The 19,003-nt window shown below is 65.0% G+C and carries 19 protein-coding genes; 10 read left to right on the forward strand and 9 right to left on the reverse strand.

Annotation, left to right across the window (positions count from 1 at the left end):
• The first annotated feature begins 27 nt into the window (after positions 1 to 27).
• From JQ631_RS03300 to alkB, 4 genes are all read left to right on the forward strand, one after another.
• The gene (locus JQ631_RS03300; RefSeq protein WP_212323999.1) at positions 28 to 1,377 is read left to right on the forward strand and encodes an amidase; all 1,350 of its coding nucleotides are present in this window, start codon (positions 28 to 30) and stop codon (positions 1,375 to 1,377) included.
• Positions 1,370 to 2,056 (forward strand): DUF2848 domain-containing protein, encoded by a 687-nt coding sequence (locus JQ631_RS03305; protein WP_212324001.1) that lies wholly within the window; start codon positions 1,370 to 1,372, stop codon positions 2,054 to 2,056. Before JQ631_RS03300 ends, JQ631_RS03305 begins: the two co-directional genes overlap by 8 nt.
• Positions 2,057 to 2,217: 161 nt before the next feature.
• Positions 2,218 to 2,961, forward strand: coding sequence for a 2OG-Fe(II) oxygenase (locus JQ631_RS03310; protein ID WP_212324002.1), 744 nt, complete (start codon positions 2,218 to 2,220; stop codon positions 2,959 to 2,961).
• A gap of 9 nt (positions 2,962 to 2,970) precedes the next feature.
• Positions 2,971 to 3,624 carry a DNA oxidative demethylase AlkB gene (gene alkB / locus JQ631_RS03315; RefSeq protein ID WP_212324003.1) on the forward strand — a complete coding sequence of 218 codons (654 nt, stop codon included), beginning with the start codon at positions 2,971 to 2,973 and terminating at the stop codon, positions 3,622 to 3,624.
• A 3-nt stretch (positions 3,625 to 3,627) separates the two neighbouring features.
• On the opposite strand, the gene JQ631_RS03320 is transcribed toward alkB, so the two are convergent.
• Genes JQ631_RS03320 through hpaH form a run of 6 tightly spaced genes read right to left on the reverse strand, consistent with a single transcriptional unit; the run spans position 3,628 to position 9,929 of the window.
• Positions 3,628 to 5,253, reverse strand: coding sequence for a thiamine pyrophosphate-dependent enzyme (locus JQ631_RS03320; RefSeq protein WP_212324004.1), 1,626 nt, complete (start codon positions 5,251 to 5,253; stop codon positions 3,628 to 3,630).
• 25 nt (positions 5,254 to 5,278) lie between these two features.
• Positions 5,279 to 6,148: a fumarylacetoacetate hydrolase family protein gene (locus tag JQ631_RS03325; RefSeq protein WP_212324005.1), complete on the reverse strand. Its 870-nt coding sequence runs from the start codon at positions 6,146 to 6,148 to the stop codon at positions 5,279 to 5,281.
• 2 nt (positions 6,149 to 6,150) lie between these two features.
• Complete coding sequence (hpaD, locus tag JQ631_RS03330; RefSeq protein ID WP_212324006.1) at positions 6,151 to 7,134, reverse strand: 3,4-dihydroxyphenylacetate 2,3-dioxygenase; 984 nt, start codon at positions 7,132 to 7,134, stop codon at positions 6,151 to 6,153.
• 26 nt (positions 7,135 to 7,160) lie between these two features.
• Positions 7,161 to 8,699, reverse strand: a complete 1,539-nt coding sequence (gene hpaE, locus JQ631_RS03335; RefSeq protein ID WP_212324007.1) for a 5-carboxymethyl-2-hydroxymuconate semialdehyde dehydrogenase — start codon at positions 8,697 to 8,699, stop codon at positions 7,161 to 7,163.
• On the reverse strand, positions 8,692 to 9,090 hold the full coding sequence (locus JQ631_RS03340) for a 5-carboxymethyl-2-hydroxymuconate Delta-isomerase (RefSeq protein WP_212324009.1): 399 nt from the start codon (positions 9,088 to 9,090) through the stop codon (positions 8,692 to 8,694). The genes hpaE and JQ631_RS03340 overlap by 8 nt, the downstream gene beginning before the upstream one ends.
• A 32-nt stretch (positions 9,091 to 9,122) precedes the next feature.
• A complete protein-coding gene (gene hpaH, locus JQ631_RS03345; protein WP_212324011.1) occupies positions 9,123 to 9,929 on the reverse strand; it encodes a 2-oxo-hept-4-ene-1,7-dioate hydratase in 807 nt (268 codons plus the stop codon).
• Positions 9,930 to 10,041: 112 nt separating this feature from the next.
• On the opposite strand from hpaH, the gene hpaR reads away from it, so the two are divergent.
• From hpaR to JQ631_RS03375, 6 genes are all read left to right on the forward strand, one after another.
• Entirely contained in the window at positions 10,042 to 10,560 is a 519-nt protein-coding gene (gene hpaR, locus JQ631_RS03350) for a homoprotocatechuate degradation operon regulator HpaR (protein WP_212324013.1), read from the forward strand.
• 307 nt (positions 10,561 to 10,867) lie between these two features.
• Entirely contained in the window at positions 10,868 to 11,644 is a 777-nt protein-coding gene (locus JQ631_RS03355; RefSeq protein WP_027533975.1) for an HpcH/HpaI aldolase family protein, read from the forward strand.
• Between the two features lie 147 nt (positions 11,645 to 11,791).
• Entirely contained in the window at positions 11,792 to 13,315 is a 1,524-nt protein-coding gene (locus tag JQ631_RS03360) for a UxaA family hydrolase (RefSeq protein ID WP_212324015.1), read from the forward strand.
• Positions 13,316 to 13,616: 301 nt separating this feature from the next.
• On the forward strand, positions 13,617 to 14,291 hold the full coding sequence (locus JQ631_RS03365) for a formyltransferase family protein (protein ID WP_212324017.1): 675 nt from the start codon (positions 13,617 to 13,619) through the stop codon (positions 14,289 to 14,291).
• Positions 14,288 to 15,922, forward strand: a complete 1,635-nt coding sequence (locus JQ631_RS03370; RefSeq protein ID WP_212324019.1) for a tetratricopeptide repeat protein — start codon at positions 14,288 to 14,290, stop codon at positions 15,920 to 15,922. Before JQ631_RS03365 ends, JQ631_RS03370 begins: the two co-directional genes overlap by 4 nt.
• A 324-nt stretch (positions 15,923 to 16,246) precedes the next feature.
• Positions 16,247 to 17,074 (forward strand): HD domain-containing protein, encoded by an 828-nt coding sequence (locus JQ631_RS03375; protein ID WP_212324021.1) that lies wholly within the window; start codon positions 16,247 to 16,249, stop codon positions 17,072 to 17,074.
• Between the two features lie 6 nt (positions 17,075 to 17,080).
• On the opposite strand, the gene JQ631_RS03380 is transcribed toward JQ631_RS03375, so the two are convergent.
• The 3 genes from JQ631_RS03380 to JQ631_RS03390 form a co-directional block, all read right to left on the reverse strand.
• Positions 17,081 to 17,680 (reverse strand): RNA polymerase sigma factor, encoded by a 600-nt coding sequence (locus JQ631_RS03380; protein WP_212324023.1) that lies wholly within the window; start codon positions 17,678 to 17,680, stop codon positions 17,081 to 17,083.
• Positions 17,681 to 17,748: 68 nt separating this feature from the next.
• Positions 17,749 to 18,396 carry a ChrR family anti-sigma-E factor gene (locus tag JQ631_RS03385; protein WP_212324025.1) on the reverse strand — a complete coding sequence of 216 codons (648 nt, stop codon included), beginning with the start codon at positions 18,394 to 18,396 and terminating at the stop codon, positions 17,749 to 17,751.
• A gap of 1 nt (position 18,397) precedes the next feature.
• Positions 18,398 to 18,937: a sigma-70 family RNA polymerase sigma factor gene (locus JQ631_RS03390; RefSeq protein WP_212328471.1), complete on the reverse strand. Its 540-nt coding sequence runs from the start codon at positions 18,935 to 18,937 to the stop codon at positions 18,398 to 18,400.
• Between the last annotated feature and the right edge of the window lie 66 nt (positions 18,938 to 19,003).

The raw sequence follows: 19,003 nt of genomic DNA on the forward strand, positions 1-19,003 counted from the left end.
GCCGCGCCTGATGCAGGCGAACCAGACATGCCGAATGCACCGACCCTCGCCACATTGGCCGACGACCTCGAAAGCGGCCGGACCACGTCCCGCAAGCTGGTCGAGGCGTGTATCGCCAGGATCGCCGATCCCTCCGGCGAGGGCCAGCGTACCTTCATTCATGTCGATAGGGACGCGGCGCTCGCGACTGCGGACGCGATGGACGCCTTGCGCAGGGCCAAGGCGGCGCCGTCGCGCTATGCCGGTATCCCGGTCTCGATCAAGGATCTGTTCGACATCAAGGGCCAGGTGACGCGCGCCGGCTCCCGGGCGCTCGACGATTCCCCGCCGGCCGAGCAGGACGCGGCGACGGTGGCCCGGCTGCGCAAGGCCGGCTTCGTCGTGATCGGGCGCACCAACATGACCGAGTTCGCCTATTCCGGCATCGGCATCAATCCGCATTACGGCACGCCGAAGGGCGCCTGGAACCGGGCCGAAGGGCACGTGCCCGGCGGATCGTCCTCGGGCGCCGCGGTCTCCGTGCTCGACGGCATGGCGCATGGCGCGCTCGGCACCGACACCGGCGGCTCCTGCCGCATTCCCGCCGCCTACAACGGCATCGTCGGCTACAAGCCGACGCAGCGTCGCGTGCCGCTGGATGGCTCGGTACCGCTCTCGTTCTCGCTCGACAGTATCGGGCCGCTGGCACGATCGGTCAGTTGCTGTGCCATCCTCGATGCCGTGCTGGCGAACGAGCCCATCACGGCCTTGAAGCCGCGTCCCGTGAAGGGCATGCGGCTCGCCGTGCCGACCACGATCGCGCTCGACGATCTCGATGCAGCCGTATCCGGGACCTTCGAGCGCGCACTGAAATCGCTCGCCGATCACGGCGCCAACATCGAGCGCATCGAGATGGCGGAATTCCATGACATCGGCCCGATGAATGCCAAGGGTGGCTTTGCGGCATCCGAAAGCTATGCCTGGCACCGCTATCTCATCACGTCCAAAGGGGACGTCTACGATCCCCGTGTGTCCGTTCGCATCATGCGCGGCGAGGCGCAGAGCGCGGCCGATTACATCGACCTCCTCAACGAGCGCCGCTCGTTGATCGCCCGCGTCAACGCGCGGCTCGCGCCCTATGACGCCCTGGTGCTGCCGACCACCGCCAACACGCCGCCGAAGATCGCAGATCTGGCCGACGACAAGGCGTTCACCACGCAGAACCTGCGCGCGCTGCGCAATTGCACCCTGATCAACATGATCGACGGCTGCGCGATCTCGCTGCCCGCACATCGCGAGGGCGACGTTCCCGTCGGCCTGATGCTGGCAGGGGCGGGCGGCTCGGACCGCCGTGTCTTTGAACTTGCTGCCGGCATGGAGGCCGTCATCCGTGTTTGACCTGACATTCACCGTCGATGCCCGTGACACCACCACGCCGCTGACGCTCGCGATCGACCAGATGGTCATCGCCGGCTGGACCGGCCGCGATCCTGTTGCGCGCGACAAGCATATCGCCGAGTTGCAGGAAATGGGCATCGCCCCGCCGGCCTCGACACCGATCTACTATCGCGGCGCGGCGCGGCGGTTGACCCAGGAAGACAGCATCGAATGCACCGGCGGAGATTCCTCCGGCGAAGTCGAGTTCCTGCTGATCGGCTGGCAGGGCCGCATCTTCGTCGGCTGCGGTTCCGACCACACCGATCGCAAGGTCGAGGCCTACAGCGTCACCGTGTCCAAGCAGATGTGCGACAAGCCGATCGCCTCGACGCTGTGGGAGCTCGAGGACGTCATCGGCCATTGGGACAGGATGATCCTGCGCTCCTGGGCCACCATCAAGGGCGAGCGCGTGCTCTACCAGGAGGGCACCCTCGACGCGATGCTGCCGGTCGCCGATCTCATCGCGCGGGGTTTCGAGGGTGGGAAATTCCCCGACGGCTGCGCCATGTTCGGCGGAACGTTTGCGGCCAAGGGCGGCATCCGCCCGGCCGATCGCTTCGATTTCGAGCTTGAGGATCCCGTGCTGAAGCGGACCATCAAGCACGGCTATGATGTGGTGACGCTGCCGGTGCGGGGCTGAGGTCTCTCGGCCGTCATTGCGAGGAGCCCTTGCGACGAAGCAATCCAGACTCCCTCCGCGGAGGCAGTCTGATTTGCTTCGCTCCCGGTCGCGATGACGGGTGGAGATAGTCGTCGGAAATCGGGTGGCGGAGCGAACAGCCGGCTGCAAAGGTGATTGCCATGACAATGACCGCACGAAAATCGGCCCAGCCTTCCATTCCCGCCGCCTCCCACGTCGATGCCCTCGATTGGCCCGAAATCACCGCCGAGCTCGATTCCCACGGGTGCGCCCTGCTGAAGGGCCTGCTCACGCCGGAGCAATGCCGCGCCGTCGCGGCGCTCTATCCCGACGACACGCACTTCCGCAGCCGCATCGTCATGGGCCGCCACGGCTTTGGCCGCGGCGAATACAAATATTTCGCTTATCCGCTCCCTGATCTGATCGCGGAGCTACGCCCAGCGCTCTACGCGCATCTCCAGGGCGTCGCCAACCGCTGGAACGAAGCGATGGGGATCGACATCCGTTATCCGCCGGCGCATGCCGCGTTCCTCGAGCGTTGCCACGAGGCGGGGCAGGCGCGGCCGACGCCGCTGCTGCTGCAATATGAAGCCGGTGATTTCAACTGCCTGCACCAGGACATCTATGGCGAGCACGTGTTCCCGCTCCAGGTCGCGATCCTGCTGTCCGAGCCAGGCCGCGATTTCAGCGGCGGCGAGTTCGTGCTGACGGAACAGCGTCCACGCATGCAGTCGCGCGCCGAGGTCGTGCCGCTGGCGCAGGGTGATGCTGTCGCCTTCGCTGTGCATCACCGCCCAGTGCAGGGGACACGCGGCACCTACCGCGTTAATCTTCGCCACGGCGTCAGCCGGATCAGGTCCGGCCAGCGCCACACGCTGGGTGTGATCTTCCACGATGCCAAGTGAGCGCTGTGATTGACGGCTGATTTGTTCGATAGCGTTGCCGAGGCACAGCCGTCGCGCGAGGAGATCGCCGACGGCGCCGTGCTGCTGCGCGGCTTCGTCAGGCCGATCGAGAGCGAGTTGATCGAAGCCGTGCGCGGCCTCGTCGCGCAATCGCCGTTCCGGCGCATGACGACGCCCGGTGGCCACCTGATGTCGGTGGCTATGACGAATTGCGGCGAGCGCGGCTGGATTACCGATCACACCGGCTATCGCTATGATCCCATCGATCCCCGAATCGAGGCGCCATGGCCGGCGATGCCGCCGGTTCTTTGCGATCTCGCCCGCCGCGCCGCGGAGCAGGGCGGCTTCCAGAACTTCGCGCCCGATGCCTGCCTGGTCAATCGCTACGAACCCGGCACGCGACTGTCATTGCACCAGGACAAGGACGAGCTGGATTATTCCGCGCCGATCGTCTCGGTTTCACTGGGGCTACCCGCGACCTTCCTGTTCGGCGGCCTCGCGCGCAACGACAAGCCGCGGCGTTTTCGCTTGGTCCACGGCGACGTCGTGGTCTGGGGCGGACCGTCGAGGCTCGCTTATCACGGCGTCGCACCGCTGGCCGAGGGCGAGCATGCTCTGCTTGGACGAAAGCGGATCAATCTGACCTTCCGCCGGACGCGGTGACGATCAAGGCTTCGGCGGGTGAATGAAAGCCCACGGACTGACTTCGGAATCTCGCGTCACTTCCACCGAGATCAGATACGGCCCGCCATGCGCGAGCGCCTTCTCCATCGCCGACTTGAACTGGTCCGGCGCTGTGACGCGCGCTGAGGCCACGCCAAAGGACTCCGCGAGCTTGACGAAATCAGGATTGACCAGATCCGATGCCACAACGCGGCCGTCGAAACGTTCGCGCTGATCGCGACGGACATTGCCATAGGCGTTGTTGTTGAACACCAGCGTCACCACGCCGATGTTGAACTGCACGGCGGTGGCAAGCTCCTGCACGCCGAACATGAAGCCGCCGTCGCCGGTGATCGCGACCACCGGCTTGTCGGGGTTGGCGACCTTGGCGCCCAGCGCAGTCGGGAAGCCGGAGCCAAGCGTGCCCTGATAGCCTGAGGTGATGAAGGTGCGCGGCTGGTAGATCGGGAAACCGTACCAGGAGGCAAAGCCGAACTGCGACAATTCGTCGGTCACGATCGCATTCGCCGGCAGCACCTCGCGCAGGATGTTGAGATACGCCATCTGCGGCTGGATACGCTGGATCTCCTGCTGTGCGGTCGCGGTGGCGTCGCGGATCGCAGCGCGGCGGCCGGCGGTCTTGCTGTAGCCGGCCTTGCTGATGGCCGCAGCCAGATCGGCGGTCGCCGCTTTCGCGTCGGCGACGATGGCGGCATCCGAGATGAAGCGCCGCATTTCGACTGGATCGATGTCGATGCGGATGCTCTTCAGGCCGTCCGGTCGATAGGGCCAGCGCGACATCGTCGGTAGCTCCAGCCGCGTGCCGATGCCGATCATCAGATCGGTCTTGGCCCATAGTTTGTAGGCGGCGGCCATGGTGAGGCCGAGCTCATGCGCATTGGAGACGATGCCGCGGCCGCTGCGGAAGGCGACCACGGGCGCGTCGATCATCTCGGCGAGCTCCAGAATCTCCTCGCGCGCCTCGATCGCACCGCTGCCGACGAAGATCATCGGCGCCTTGCTGGCCTTGATCAGCGCAGCCGCCTGCTTGATCATATCAGGATCAGGCCGCGGCGCGGGCAGGGGCTCAAGCACTTGCGCTGCGGCTGTGTCCGCGCGCTGCGTAAAGATATCCCAGGGCATCTCGACCGAGGCGGGGCCGCGACGGCCTGATGTCATCTCCTGGAACGCGCGCGCGACCGTGGTCGGCGCGTTGCCGGGATGTTCGATGCGATCGGCCCACTTCACGTAGGTGCGCAAGGTCGCGAGCTGGTCGGGCATCTCGTGCAGATGGCCGCGGCCCTTGCCGAGAAACTGCGTCGGCACCTGGCCGGTGACGCACAGCACCGGCTCGTTGCAGCCGTAGGCGGTGAGCAGCGCCGCGCTGGCGTTGAGCACGCCGGGGCCGGGCACCACGCTGAACACGCCGGGCCTGCCGCTCGCGCGCGCATAGCCGAACGCCATGTAGCCGCAGGCCTGCTCGTGGCGTGCGCCGATGACCTTGAGCTGGGCCTGGTGGAAGGCGTCGAACAGGCCGTAGACCTGTGCGCCGGGCAGGCCGAACACGGTATCGACGCCGTGGGCGACGAGCCCGCTTACGATCGCTTCGCCGCCGGTCAGGGTGGTCATTGCATCATTCCACTTCAAGTGTTGATCAGGCTTCGTCGACGACGCCGTTGCGCAAGGTGCCGATGCCCTCGGCCGCGACCTCGATGACGTCACCGGGCTTCAGATATCGCGGGGGATCGAACCGCGCACCCGCGCCGGTCGGCGTGCCCGTGACGATGATGTCGCCGGGAACGAGCGTTGTGAAGGTCGAGATATAGCTGATGAGGTAGCGGAACGGGAACATCAGCCGGCTGGTGCGGTCGTCCTGCCGCAACTCGCCGTTGACATGCGTGGTCAGCCTGACGTCGGCGAGCTGGGATTCCCTGGTGTAGGGCACGAGCCACGGCCCGAGGCTGCCGCTGGAATCAAAGTTCTTGCCCTGCGTGACGTTGAATTTGGCGTGGCGCAGCCAGTCGCGCACCGAGCCTTCGTTGCAGAGCGTCAGCGCGGCGACGTGATCGAGTGCGGCGCTCTCGGCGATGTGCCGGCCGGGCTTGCCGATCACCAGCACGATCTCGCCTTCATAGTCGAGTTGCGCGGATGCGCGCGGACGCACCAGCGGCGTGTCGTGGCCGACAAACGAGCGTGGCGAGCGCATGAACATGCTCGGATATTTCGGCGCCTCCTGGCCGTCCTTGTACTCGGCATTGCGATCGGGATAGTTGACGCCGATACAGATGATCTTTTCCGGCGCAGGCACCGGCGGCAACCAGGTGATGTCTGCGGTTGCGTGGTCCGGCGTCAGGCCGGCGGCCTCTTCGGCGAGGCGTGCGAGCTTTCCCGCGGCGATGACTTCGCGCAGCGTCGGATAGTCTCTGGCGTAGCGCGGGGAGAGATCGACGATGCCGCCCTCCAGGACGGCGCCGTAGCGGGTTTCACCCTTGACGGAATAGGTGGCGAGGCGAGGGAGCTTCATGACTAATCCGCCACCAGCACGTCTGCCACGAACTTCGGCTCGCGCACGGCCTGGCCCGTGAAGGGCGAGCCCTGCTCGAACCACGAACGCGGCGCGGGAGCGCCCCACAGCGTCTGGCGGCGCGGATCGCGCAGCGACCAGCGCAGCGGCTCGTGGTCGTGATCGCCGGTGAAGTAATCGCTTGTGTAGAGTTCGAGGCGATGTCCATCGGGGTCGCGGACATAGAGGAAGAATGCGTTTGAGATGCCGTGGCGTCCGGGGCCGCGCTCGATGTTCTTCACAAAACCCTGTGAGGCCATGACGTCGCAGAGATGGATGATGTTCATCGCCGTCGGGGTCCAATAGGCGAAGTGGTGCAGGCGCGGGCCTTTGCCGTTGGTGATCGCAAAGTCGTGGACGTTGCCCTTGCGATGCATCCAGGCGGCGGCGATGCGTCCGTTGGCACCGTCCTCTTCGGCATATTCGGTGAGGCGGAAGCCGAGGCGGGCGTAGAACTCGACAGTGTCCTGCACTTCTGGCGCGAAGACGTTGAAATGGTCGAGCCGCTGCGGGTGGCATCCCCTGTAGAGGTCGTAGCGGCGGAGCAGATGCGGCCGCCGGTCCATCGCCGCGTAGAGCTCGATCTGGAAGCCGAATGGATCGGTGAATTGCAGCGTGCGGCCCTGGAAGGGCTGATCGACGAAGGCGTAGCCGAGGCCGTTCTCGGAGAGGAATTTTGCGGCCTTGTCGAGATCGCCGTCGTTCCCGACCTTGAAGCCGAGCCTGTTACAGGCGGGCACCGCTGCCTTGCGCAGCACCAGCGAGTGGTGCTGATGTTCCTCGGCGGCGCGCAAATATACGACGTTGTCGTCGGCATCCTCGACATGCAGGCCGACAGTGGTCTCGTAGAACGCACGGCTCAACTTCAGATCGGTCACGTCGAGCACGACGTGGCTGGAGCGGATGATGTTGAACGGCGGCTCGAAAACGTGTTGCGGTACGGGCATTGCGTTTCCCCAGGGAATGACGAGCGTCAGAGGCCCAGTTTCTGAATCTTGTGCGTGCCCCGCGCCAGCGAGACGTGCTTGGTTTCCATGTAGAAGTCGAACGAGTAGTCGCCACCGTCGCGGCCGATGCCCGAGGCTTTCATGCCGCCGAACGGCGTCGGAAGATGACGAACGTTTTCCGAGTTCAGCCAGATCATGCCGGCTTCCAGCGCATCGGCAACGCGCAAGGCGCGGCCGACATCATTGGTCCAGACATAGCCGGTCAGGCCGTAGCGAATGTCGTTGGCGATCTCGATCGCGTCCGCTTCGTCCTTGAAGGGGAGCACGGTGAGGAAGGGGCCGAACACCTCTTCCTGCGCCACGCGCATCTTGCCATGTGCGCCGGTGACCAGCGTCGGCTCGACATAATGTCCGCCGCCCGGGCCGTCATGGGCCTTGCCACCGACCGCAATGGTGGCGCCGTCCTGCCGCGCCACGTCGAAGTACGAGCACACCTTTGCCAGGTGCCGTTCGTGGATCAGCGGTCCGATCTCGGTCGCCGGGTCGAGGGGATGGCCAACCTTCAGCGCCTTGACGCGGGCGGTCAGCTTCTCCACGAATTTGTCGGCGATGCTCTGCTGGACAAGCAGGCGGCTGGACGAGGTGCAACGCTCGCCGTTGAGCGAGTAGATCATGAACACGACCGCGTCGAGCGCGCGATCGAGATCGGCATCGTCGAACACGATCACCGGGTTCTTGCCGCCAAGCTCGAAATGTACGCGCTTCAAGGTGGGCGCGCCCTGAACCATGATGGCCGATCCCGTCGCGCTCTCGCCGACGAAGCCGATCGCCTTGATGGCTGGGTGCTCGGTCAGCGCCTTGCCGGCCTCTTCGCCAAAGCCGTGCACGGTGTTGAGCACGCCGTCGGGGACGCCGGCCTCCTTGACGAGCCGCGCCAGAATGGCGGCCGTCACCGGCGACCACTCCGCCGGCTTGTGCACGACGGTGCAGCCGGCCGCCAGCGCCGGGGCGATCTTCCAGGTCGAGAGCATGAACGGCGTATTCCACGGCGTGATCACGCCGACCGGGCCGATCGGCACGCGGGTCGAGATATTCCAGTGCTCGTCGCTCGGTGTGTTCTGGCCGTCGCGCGCCTCCGCGCATTTGTCGGCGAAGAAACGGAAGTTTTCGGCGGCGCGGATCGCGGCCTTGGCCATGAAGCGATAGGCCTGGCCGGTGTCGATGCATTCGAGCACCGCGATGTCGTCCGCATTGTCCTCGATCGCGTCGGCCACGCGATGCAGCAGTTTCTTCCGCATCGCCGGCCCCATCTCGCGCCAGGACTTGAAGGCGAGCGAGGCAGCCGTCGCCGCTGCGTCGATGTCCTCGGCGTTGCCGCGCGCGACGGTCGCGAGCACCGTACCGTCGACCGGGGACTTCGTCTCGAAGGTCTGGCCGGAAATCGAAGGCACGATCTTGCCGTCGATCATGTGACCGATGCCGTCGGCGGCAAGCTTCTTCAGCAGCGGCGCGACGCGGTCGCGGTTGGCCTGGAACACATCGGCTTTCGGCGTGGGCTTATCCATGGGCGGCCACCACTTTCAGGGCTTCGTGGATGTTGTTGCGCTTCCAGCTGGTGTCCTTGTCGTTGATCTGCATGTCGAACGACAAAGCGAATTTGCTGGCGGCGAAGACGGGGTCGAGATGTTTCGAGAGCGCCTGGAACACATGCTCGCCGGCTTTCTGGCGCGTGGCGAGATCGCGGCCCTCGCCGATGCGGAGCACCATGTCGAGAAAGCCGTAGTCGTGCCCGGCATCGGCAATCGCATAATGCTCGCACCTGACAGCGCGGACGCGGATGCCGCCGAGCGGGAAGGTGCCGGTCTCGACCGCTGCCTTGCGCACCACTTCGCAGACGACGCCGATGTCGAGACGGCTATCGAGATTGGCCGAATATTCGATCGTGAAATGCGGCATGGCGGTTTCACTCCCTGTGTATTCTTATCGCTTCAAGCGAAGTAGCAGCTGACCGAGCCGTATGCGCCATAATCGGCTTGAATTGTGTCGCCCTTGCGGGTCTCGATCGGACGGATGAAGGAGCCGGCGAGCACGACCTGGCCGGGCTCGAGCGCAAGGCCGAGCGGCGCGATCTTGTTGGCGAGCCATGCAACGGCGGTTGCAGGATGATTGAGCACGCCGGCGGCAAGGCCGGTCTCCTCGAGCTGACCGTTCCTGAAGCAGAGCGCACCGATCCAGCGCAGGTCCGCATCGAGCGGACGGATCGGCCGTCCGCCGAGCACGATGCCGGCATTGGCAGCGTTGTCCGCGATGGTGTCGTAGATCTTTCGCGTGGCCTTGGTCTTAGGATCGACGCGCTCGATCCGCGTATCCAGAATCTCCAGCGCCGGCACCACGAAGTCGGTCGCGTTGAGCACGTCGAACATCGTGCAATCGGGCCCCGACAGGCGCCTGCTCATGACGAAGGCGAGTTCGGCTTCGACGCGGGTCGCGATGAAGCGCTCGGTCGGGACGAGGCCGCCATCGGCAAAGAACATGTCGTCGAGCAGCACGCCGGAGTCAGGCTCGTTGATGCTGAGCGCGCTCTGCATCGCCTTCGAGGTCAGGCCGATCTTGTGGCCCTTGACGATGCGTCCCTCAGCAATCTTGACGTCGACCCAGGCCTTCTGAATCGCGTAGGCATCGGTAATGGTGATGTCGGGGAAATCCTGCGAGAGCTGCCGGATCTGCACGCGGGTCTTCTCCGCCTGGTGCAGACGGCTCGCGCAAGCCCGGATATCGTCGTTGGAAAGCGCCATCGGTGATCCAGCCAAAATCGTGGTGCCGGGAGATACTTAACATGTTAAGTGAATTCGTCAAACGGAAATTGGCTTGCTGCACTGCAAACGTTTTGCGGACTGAAAGGGCATCATGACGAAGAGACCGGCCGATCCCGCGAACGGACACCCGCCTGCCGCGCGCCAGGTGCCGATGCGTGATTTCTCGCGCTCGCTGCCGATGTCGCTGCTCAGGGCGCGTGAAGCCGTGATGCGGCAGTTTCGTCCGAAACTGCGCGAGCATGGATTGACCGAGCAGCAATGGCGCATCCTCCGCGCGCTGGCCTCGATCGAGGCGGCGGAGGTCACGGAACTCGCGCGCACCGCCTTTCTCCTTGGACCAAGCCTATCGCGCATCCTGCGCGATCTCGAAGCGCGCAATTTGATCGAGCGCAAGACCGCGAAGACGGACCAACGGCGCAGCATGGTCTCAATCTCGAAAGAGGGCGTGAAGCTGATGGCCTCCGTCGCGCCGTCCTCGGAGGCGATCTATGCCGAGATCACGCAGCGTTTCGGCGCCCGCAAGCTCGCCGAGCTGCAGGAAATGCTCGGAGAGCTCGAACAGAGTCTGACTGGACTAGGCGGCGGCGACGGGGCAGGTGCCGACGAGTGAAACCAGATTTGCGCGGGCGGGCGGCGACAGCCATGGACATCCCTGCTGTTTTTCGGTCAGAGGTGCTGATTCCCGGCGATCCCGAGCGGAAAAGCCCGCTCACGCGCACCAAAAAGGCGTCCCTTGCCGGAGGCACCCGGGTAGCGATAGTCGCCGCCAGACCGCGAGGCCGGCATCCCGAGGGCGATTGCATAGGTCTTGCGTCATTGCGAGCGTAGCGCGGCGACCCGGTTCGCGGTAACAGCGAGGGGCTGTCGCGGCGCTCGTGATCGTGACGAAGGCTCAAATAACAAAGAAGGAAGGCAACGTGGCGAACAAGGTCAAGGAAATCTGGAAGTCGGGCAAGGCCGTGGTCAACGCGTGGCTCGCTATTCCCTCCGGCTTCTCGGCTGAGATGATCGCGCAATGCGGCTTCGACAGCGTCACCGTCGACATGCAGCACGGCGTGCAGGACTATCTGTCGATGGTGCAGTGCTTCCAGGCGATGGACAAGCACCCGGTCACCCCGATGGTCCGCGTGCCCTGGAACGAACCCGGCATCATCGGCAAGGTGCTCGACGGCGGCGCCTACGGCGTGATCTGCCCGATGGTCAACACGCCGCAGGAAGCCAGAAACCTCGTTTCCTACTCCAAGTACCCGCCGAAGGGCGTCCGCTCCAACGGCCCGATCCGCGCCGGCATGTACGGCACCGCGGGCTCCTACCAGAAGACGGCCAACGACGACATCGTGCTGCTGCCGATGATGGAGACCAAGACGGCGGTCGAAAACATGGAAGCAATCCTCGACGTCGAGGGTCTGAACGGTGTCTATATCGGCCCGTCCGACCTCGGCTTCTCCTATGGTCTCGAGCCGAAGCTCGATCGCACCGAGCCCGAGATCCTCGCGATCTACGACAAGATCATCAAGGAGTGCGACAAGCGTGGGCTCTTCCCGGGCATCCATTGCAGCGGCGCCGAGGGTGCCGCGCGCGCCATCAACATGGGCTTCAAGCTGGTGACGCTGTCGAACGAGGTCGGCATGATGACGACCTACGCCAAGATGCAGGTCAATGCGACCCGCAAGGACTCGGCCGGCAAGGCCTGATTTCGCTGTGTCCCGGACGCGGAGTGCCGCTCCGCAGGGCCGGGACCCAGTTGGCAACCTCACACGTGGGCCCCGGATCAGCAGCGCACCGCTTTCGCGCTGCGCAGCATCCGGGGCACGATAACTTGAAGACCCAAGGAGACTCCCATGACCATCAGCCCCGTCATCCGCCTGCATCCCGCTGATGGCGTGCTGATCGCGCGCGCGAGCCTGCCGCCGGGAACGGTGGTTGCCGATGGTGTCACCACGGTCGAGCGCATTCCTTCCGGCCACAAGGTCGCGATCAAGCCGATCGCCGTGGGCGAGCCTGTCATCCGCTACGGCCAGATCATCGGCTTTGCGACCCAGGCCATCGCGCCGGGCCAGCACGTGCACGTCCAGAACATCGGCATGGGCGATTTCGCCAAGGACTACGCCTATTGCGCCGACGTCAAGCCGACGCCGAATTTCGATCTGCCGGCAACCTTCGAAGGCATCCGCCGTCCGGACGGACGCGTCGCCACGCGCAACTATATCGGCATCCTCACCTCGGTGAATTGCAGCGCGCATGTCGCTGGCCTCGTAGCCGACGTCTTCAAGAAGAACCCTTTCACTGGCGACAACCCGCTGGCCGAATTCCCCAATGTCGATGGTGTCGTCGCGCTGACCCACAAGACCGGCTGCGGCATGACGCAGAACGAGCCGCTCGCGCTGCTCCGTCGCACGCTCGGCGGCTACGCGCGGCACGTGAATTTCTCGCACGTCATTGTGCTCGGCCTCGGCTGCGAGGTGAACCAGATCGGCGGGCTGATGGAAGAGCAGAAGCTCGCCGGTCGCCTGCGTGCGATGGACATCCAGGAAGTCGGCGGCACCCGCAAGACGGTGGAAGCCGGCATCGCCTTCGTGCGCGAGGCGCTCGCGGACTCCAACAAGGTCAAGCGCGAATCCGTGCCGGTGAGCGAACTCACCGTGGCCCTGCAGTGCGGCGGCTCGGACGGCTATTCCGGCGTCTCCGCCAACCCTGCGCTGGGCGCGGCCAGCGATCTCATCGTGCGTCACGGCGGCACCGTGATCCTCTCGGAGACGCCCGAAACCTATGGCGCCGAGCATCTGCTCACGCGCCGCGCGGTCAGCCGCGAGGTCGGTGAGAAGCTGGTCGATCTCATGCGCTGGTGGGACGAATACACCGAGCGCGAAGGCGCCGAGATGAACGCCAATCCGAGCCCCGGCAACAAGGCCGGCGGCCTCACCACCATTCTCGAAAAGTCCCTCGGCGCGATGGCCAAGGCTGGCACCACCAATCTCGTCGACGTCGTGCGCTATGCCGAGCCGGTGACCAAGCGCGGTTTCGTGTTCATGGATACGCCCGGCTACGATCCGGTCGCGGCCACCGGCCAGGTCGCCGGCGGCGCCAACCTCGTCTGCTTCACCACGGGCCGCGGCAGCGTGTTCGGCTGCAAGCCCGCGCCCTCGATCAAGCTTGCCACCAACACGCCCATGTACAAGCGCATGGAAGACGACATGGACGTCAATTGCGGCACCATCCTCGAAGGCGAGGAGAGCGTCCAGGAGTGCGGCCAGCGCATCTTCGATCTGATCCTGAAGACCGCCTCCGGCCAGCCGACCAAGAGCGAGAGCTTCGATTTCGGCGGCGCCGAGTTCGCGCCCTGGGTGCTGGGCGCGACGATGTGATCGAGCGAATGGCGAATAGGCAGTAGCGAACAGACGGCCACCGGCTGTTCGCCGTTACCAACTCGCCGTCTTGCCGGTCGACGGCATCATCGTCGGCTCGCCGAAGCAGAAGCTCGCCGTGGACGTGCTGCTGGTGGAGTGATCGTAGTTTCACCGCTCCCGCTGATGAACGAATGCGTCCGGGGGCGGGAGATTTGTTTCGGTGTGTTTCCTGGATGTGACGAGCGGCCGTTCATTAACACGCTGTTAACGCTACCCCGCGACATATTGGCCCACTTTCAACGCTGCTGAAGCCGAGCCGATGGTCGAGGGACTTGCATTGCTGACGGAGACCGCCGAACAGGTGGCGCTGTCGCGGATCCTGCGAAGCTTCAGACCGGATCTGGCGATCTGGCCGGCGGCTGATATCGAGGAGCTTCGCAAGCTCGGGCCCGCTTCTCTCCGCAACGCCCGGCTGGTCGCCTTCGCCTCCGGCGTCATCGTGCCGGCGGATCTGCTCGCGCGCTTCGGCCACGGCGCGTATAATTTTCATCCGGGTCCGCCGAACTATCCGGGCTGGGCGCCGGCTCATTTCGCGCTCTATGACCGCGCAGACAGCTTCGGCGTGACCTTTCACGCCATGGCGGAACGGGTCGATTCCGGTGCGATCCTCGACGTCGTTTCGTTCCCGATTCCGCAAGCCTGCAGCCTCATGGAGCTCGGCGAGCTCGCCTATGCCCATCTGCTGCAATTGTTCGAGGTGTGGGCCGAGCCTCTGGCGCGCGAGACCTCGCTGACCGCGCGCTGCGCTGTGTCCTGGAGCGGCCGCACCAATACGCGCCGCGGCTACAGGCAGGCCTGCGATATTCCACTGGATATTTCCCGGGACGAGCTGTGGCGCCGCATGCGCGCCTTCGGCGGCAATCATTACGGGATCGCGCCGGCGATCAATCTGCACGGTGTCACCTTCACGGCGTCACCTCCGGAGACCACATGACGTCTTCATCGATGGCGCTTGCGCTGCCTGCGGCCGGTACCCCATGCATCGCCAATTTGCTGCGCGCGGGTCGCGAGCATTACCGGCGCGGCGAGATCAGGCCCGCGATCGCAGTGTTTCAGGCTGGGCTCGCGCTTGCGGCCACGGTGTCGATCGGCGTCGCGGTCGATGGTGCCGCCGATCTGCACGCAGCGCTCGCCAACGCCTTCATGCTTTGCGACGACATCGGTTCCGCGGCCGAAAATTACAAGGCGGCCCTGCGCATTGCGCCGCATCTTGTCGCCTGCTGGTGCAATCTCGGCATCGTTCACCAGCGCAGCGGCCGGGCGCAGGATGCGATTTCGCTTTATCTGGAGGCGCTCCGGCGCAATCCGGGCCATCGGCCCTCGCGCACGAATCTGGTGCAGGCGCTGGTGGCAACGCGGCAGTTTGCGATCGCGCGGACGCTGTTGCTCGAATTGCTGGAGGAAACGCCCGAGGACGCGGAGCTGCGCGGCCAGCTCGGCAAGGTCTGCTTCGAGCTTGGCGAAACGGAAGAGGCGGTGGCGCAGTTCGAGCGGGCCGTGGCGCTCGCGCCCGGACAGGCCGAGAATTTCTACTGGGTCGGCGCGATCCGCCAGGCCCGCGGCGAGCTGGAGGCGGCACGGGCTGCCTATGTCCACGCCGCACAAGCACATCCGATCCTGCGCAGGCCCGCGACCACATCTCCACCCGCGTTTCGGGCGCTGGCCCTGTTTGCGCCTTTCGTCGGCAACACACCGGTCGAGTTTCTCTTCAGGGATTGCGCCTACCATACCAGCATCCTGTCGCTGCTGCCGGACAGCCAGCCGGACGTCGCGCTGCTGGCGAGCGAGGCTGATATCGTCGTCAATCTCGTCTCCGATGCCGATCAGGCAACGGAGGTGCTTCCGCTCGCGATGGCCGTTGCGCAAAGCCTCGGCAAGCCCGTCATCAATGATCCCGGAAAAATCCAGAACACCACGCGCGATGCCACGGCGCTGGCACTCGCCGACGTCGAGGGCTGCCGGGTGCCGCGCACGGTCCGCGTCGCGGCCGGTGAGGGACTTCCTGATGGCCTCGATCTCGTCTTTCCGTCGCTGGCGCGCCAGGCCGGCATGCATGGCGGCGACGTCTTCGAGAAGTTCGACGATGCCGCGGCGCTGACGGCCTTCCTCGCGGCGCATGCAGAGCATGACCGCTACGTCATCGACTTTATCGACTACCGCTCCGCCGACGGCTTCTTCCGGAAATACCGGTTCTTGTTCATCGGCGAGGACATCCTGCCCTATCATCTCGCTATCGGAGACGACTGGAAGCTGCATCGCGATGCCACCGACATGGCGCATCACGCCTGGATGCAGGACGAGGAGGAGCGCTTCCTGCGCGTGCCCGGAGAGGTGTTCGGCGCAGCCCATTATCAGGCGTTGCGAGTCATTCGCGATCGCATCGGTCTCGACTATTTCGGCATCGATTGCGGGCTCGATCCCGACGGCCGGCTCGTCGTGTTCGAGGTCAACGCCTCCATGCTGGTACACGACCAGAATCCGGAATTTCCCTACAAGGATCCGTACATCGGCAGGATCAAGGTCGCGTTCGACGGGATGCTCGCGCGGATCGCGCGGGGGAATTGACGCGACCTCCCACAGCGCGGTGCAGGCCTGACCCGGCCGCGGCGGCCGCCTCTCGCACGTCCCTCCTCGCAAGATGAACGGTCGGCCATTGGCCCGGCCGGCGAAACCCGCGCACGGCCTGCCGTGGATGCATCGGACCGCGGCCGCAACCGCGATGCTGCGCGGCGGGGCAGGATCATATTTACGTATTTTTGTTCCGGGATTTGGCCAGTCGCCCCAGATTGGGCTATGCTGGACCTGCGTCGAGGACGAAAATACGAAAAAATACGAAAATGAGGCGTCGGGAGTTACCGTGGGACACCACCGACAGACGGGGCTGCATCCATGATGACGTTACCGCGACTGGCCGCTGAATCCCTGGAGAAGTTGCTGGGCTCGTTCATGCGCCGCAGGTACGACGAGACCTATGCCAGGGTCGTTGAGGCCTCGACGCGCACCGCGATGGAATGCATCGGCAACAGCGACGCGCTCTATCACAATATCGAGCATACGATGCTGGTGACGCTGGCGGCCCAGGCGATCATGCTGGGCCGCAATCTCCATGCGCACATCGATGCCGATGACTACATCCATGTTCTGATCGCCTGCCTCGCGCATGACATTGGCTATGTCCGCGGGCTGTTTCCGGAGGATGACGAAGACGGTTTCATCATCGACGAGGCCGGGACCAAGGTGTCGCTGCCGCGCGGCGCGTCGGATGCCAGTCTGATGATGTATCACGTTGACCGGTCGCAGCTCTTCGTGCGGCGCCGGCTGCCGCCGATCCGCGGCGTGGACTCCGAGCGCGTCGTCCGCGCCATCGAAGGCACGCGTTTCCCCGCCCGCCAGGGCCAGGAATATGACGACGAAGCCTCGATCCTGCGCGCCGCCGACTTCATCGGGCAGCTCGGTGATCCCAACTATCTGCGCAAGGCCAACGCGCTCTATTACGAGTTCGAGGAGGTCGGCATGAACCGCCAACTCGGCTACGACTCGCCCGCCGATATCGTGAACCGCTATCCGCAATTCTACTGGAACAGCGTCGCACCGCATATCCAGACGGAGATCGGCTATCTCAACAAGACCGAGATCGGCCGTCAGTGGATCGCCAATCTCTACAGCAACGTCTTCCGCGCCGAGCGCGACATCTCGCTGTCCGGACCGCAGAAATAGAGTTGCTCAGCCGGTCTGCGCGACTGCACCGCTGGTCGCGCCTTCGACGCAATCGCGCCGAACGGAGTCGAGGCTTCGTCGCAGCCAGGTCTTGATCGTGCCAACCGGCACCCCGAAGCGCTGCGCCAGCATCGAGCGGCTTTCGCCATCGAGATAGGCCCGCGAGAGCAATTGTCGCCGTTGATCGGGAAGCCGCTGGATGGCGCGGGCCGCGATCGGCTGAACGAGGTCGTAGTCGAACGCGTCTTCGGGCTCGGAGATTTCGGGGACTAACAGCGCTTCGTCGAAATCCGCCAGCGGCATCTGCTTGAGCCGCACCGCGTCGATCGCAGTGTGGCGCATGATGGCGCACATCCAGGTGATCGGTGACGATCGGGCGGGATCGAAGCGCGCCGCGTGCTTCCAGATCTTCACATAGGTGTCCTGGAGCAGGTCATCGAGGTCGGCGTTGACAGGCGCGATCGGGCGGGCCGTCTTGCGCAGCTTGTTGCGCGTCGCGGCAACCAGCTCGGCGAAGGCGCGCTGATCACCGCGTCCGACCCGGGCGAGGAGATGGCTCAAACGTTCGATCGTCGGGTCCCGGGCCGTCAGTCTGCCGCAGCTCATTCCCTCGTCCTCCAGCGTCACTTGCGAAGAGAACGATCAGGCGGCGCGACTGGATCACATGAGGGCGCTCAAAGCCGCACGAAGGGCGAGATCAAACGACCGAGCCAGCCGCGCATCTGCAAATCCCCGCTCATGGCGACAAGGCACAGGCACGGCATGTCGTTGCCGACGATCGGCTGATGATCGACCTCGCCATCGCCGAAATCGAAATCGCCCGGCCTGAAATCGCCGCCCTGATGGCTGAAGCTGCCTTTGAGTACGAGGGTCAGCTCGGTGCCGGTGTGCGAATGCTCCAGCATCCGCGTGCCGGGTGCCGACCACAGCAGGAACGCGCGCGACTGGCCCGCGCCGGGCAGGACGATCGGCTGCATCTTGACGCCCGGCGCCACGCGCCGGCTCTTGCCGAACCGGCAACGCAGCAGGATTTCGGGAAGGTCGTCGTCGAGGAGCGGCACCGGGCGCGACAAAGCCGGTACCGGCGCCGCCTCCGGTTCATCGATCGCAGCCATGATCGTCGCGAACGCATCGTCCGCCATGGTAACCGGAGCGGCTTGTTCGAGCGCGGCCCCGGCAAGCTGCTCGATCGCGGCGATGAAACGCCGGCAGCGCGGGCATTGCGCGGCATGGACGCCGACAACGAGACGATCGGCCTCGTCAAGCCGGCCGGCGGCAAAATCGGCCAACAGATCTTCAGGGGGATGGTGGTTGATGGTCATGTCAATCGTCCAAGAAATCCCTTAGCCGGCCCACGGCAAGCCTGATGCGAGACTTCACCGTCCCGAGCGGAAGTCCGAGCCGCTCGGCGATCTCGCCGTGCGGCCGCTCCTCGATAAACGACATCCGGATCACCGTGGATTGCTCCTCGGACAGTCGCAGCAGCGCTGCCTCCACGCGCGAGACATCATCGCGCCGGGACATGATGGTTTCCGGCGAGTCCGCGACCTCGGGCGTCCCATCCCGTTCTGCGCTCACCGCGGCCCTGGCTCGCCGCGCCGCCTGCCTCGCGGAATCGATGCGCAGATTGCGCGCGATGGTGAAGATCCATGCCGCCGCACCTGCGGACGCCGGGTCGAATTGCGCCGCCTTCCGCCATACCGTCAGCAGCGTATTCTGCGCGATCTCCTCCGCGGCGTCGGCGTTCATCCCGGTCTTGACCAGGAATCCCTTCACGCGCGGAGCGAAATGCTCAAACAACAGCTTGAACGCGTCCCGATCGCCATGGGCCGCAACGCGTCCGATCAAGTCAGCCCATTCCACGGTCGCCTTGGGCCTTTCGCCTGAAAATCTTCGAGGCCGATTCCACCGGGGAGCCGCCGCAGGGTT

Origin of the sequence: Bradyrhizobium manausense, from assembly GCF_018131105.1 — a bacterium.
GTDB classification, from domain to species: Bacteria; Pseudomonadota; Alphaproteobacteria; order Rhizobiales; family Xanthobacteraceae; genus Bradyrhizobium; species Bradyrhizobium manausense_B.

Excerpts from the sequence above, each read along its gene's own strand:
- JQ631_RS03320 (WP_212324004.1), bottom strand. The coding sequence starts at position 5,253 with ATGACCACCCTGACCGGCGGCGAAGCGATCGTAAGCGGGCTCGTCGCC.
- JQ631_RS03370 (WP_212324019.1), top strand. The coding sequence starts at position 14,288 with ATGACGTCTTCATCGATGGCGCTTGCGCTGCCTGCGGCCGGTACCCCA.
- JQ631_RS03300 (WP_212323999.1), top strand. The coding sequence starts at position 28 with ATGCCGAATGCACCGACCCTCGCCACATTGGCCGACGACCTCGAAAGC.
- hpaE (WP_212324007.1), bottom strand. The coding sequence starts at position 8,699 with ATGGATAAGCCCACGCCGAAAGCCGATGTGTTCCAGGCCAACCGCGAC.
- JQ631_RS03385 (WP_212324025.1), bottom strand. The coding sequence starts at position 18,396 with ATGACCATCAACCACCATCCCCCTGAAGATCTGTTGGCCGATTTTGCC.
- JQ631_RS03360 (WP_212324015.1), top strand. The coding sequence starts at position 11,792 with ATGACCATCAGCCCCGTCATCCGCCTGCATCCCGCTGATGGCGTGCTG.
- JQ631_RS03340 (WP_212324009.1), bottom strand. The coding sequence starts at position 9,090 with ATGCCGCATTTCACGATCGAATATTCGGCCAATCTCGATAGCCGTCTC.
- JQ631_RS03325 (WP_212324005.1), bottom strand. The coding sequence starts at position 6,148 with ATGAAGCTCCCTCGCCTCGCCACCTATTCCGTCAAGGGTGAAACCCGC.
- hpaD (WP_212324006.1), bottom strand. The coding sequence starts at position 7,134 with ATGCCCGTACCGCAACACGTTTTCGAGCCGCCGTTCAACATCATCCGC.
- JQ631_RS03375 (WP_212324021.1), top strand. The coding sequence starts at position 16,247 with ATGATGACGTTACCGCGACTGGCCGCTGAATCCCTGGAGAAGTTGCTG.
- hpaH (WP_212324011.1), bottom strand. The coding sequence starts at position 9,929 with ATGGCGCTTTCCAACGACGATATCCGGGCTTGCGCGAGCCGTCTGCAC.
- JQ631_RS03380 (WP_212324023.1), bottom strand. The coding sequence starts at position 17,680 with ATGAGCTGCGGCAGACTGACGGCCCGGGACCCGACGATCGAACGTTTG.
- JQ631_RS03310 (WP_212324002.1), top strand. The coding sequence starts at position 2,218 with ATGACAATGACCGCACGAAAATCGGCCCAGCCTTCCATTCCCGCCGCC.
- hpaR (WP_212324013.1), top strand. The coding sequence starts at position 10,042 with ATGACGAAGAGACCGGCCGATCCCGCGAACGGACACCCGCCTGCCGCG.
- JQ631_RS03365 (WP_212324017.1), top strand. The coding sequence starts at position 13,617 with ATGGTCGAGGGACTTGCATTGCTGACGGAGACCGCCGAACAGGTGGCG.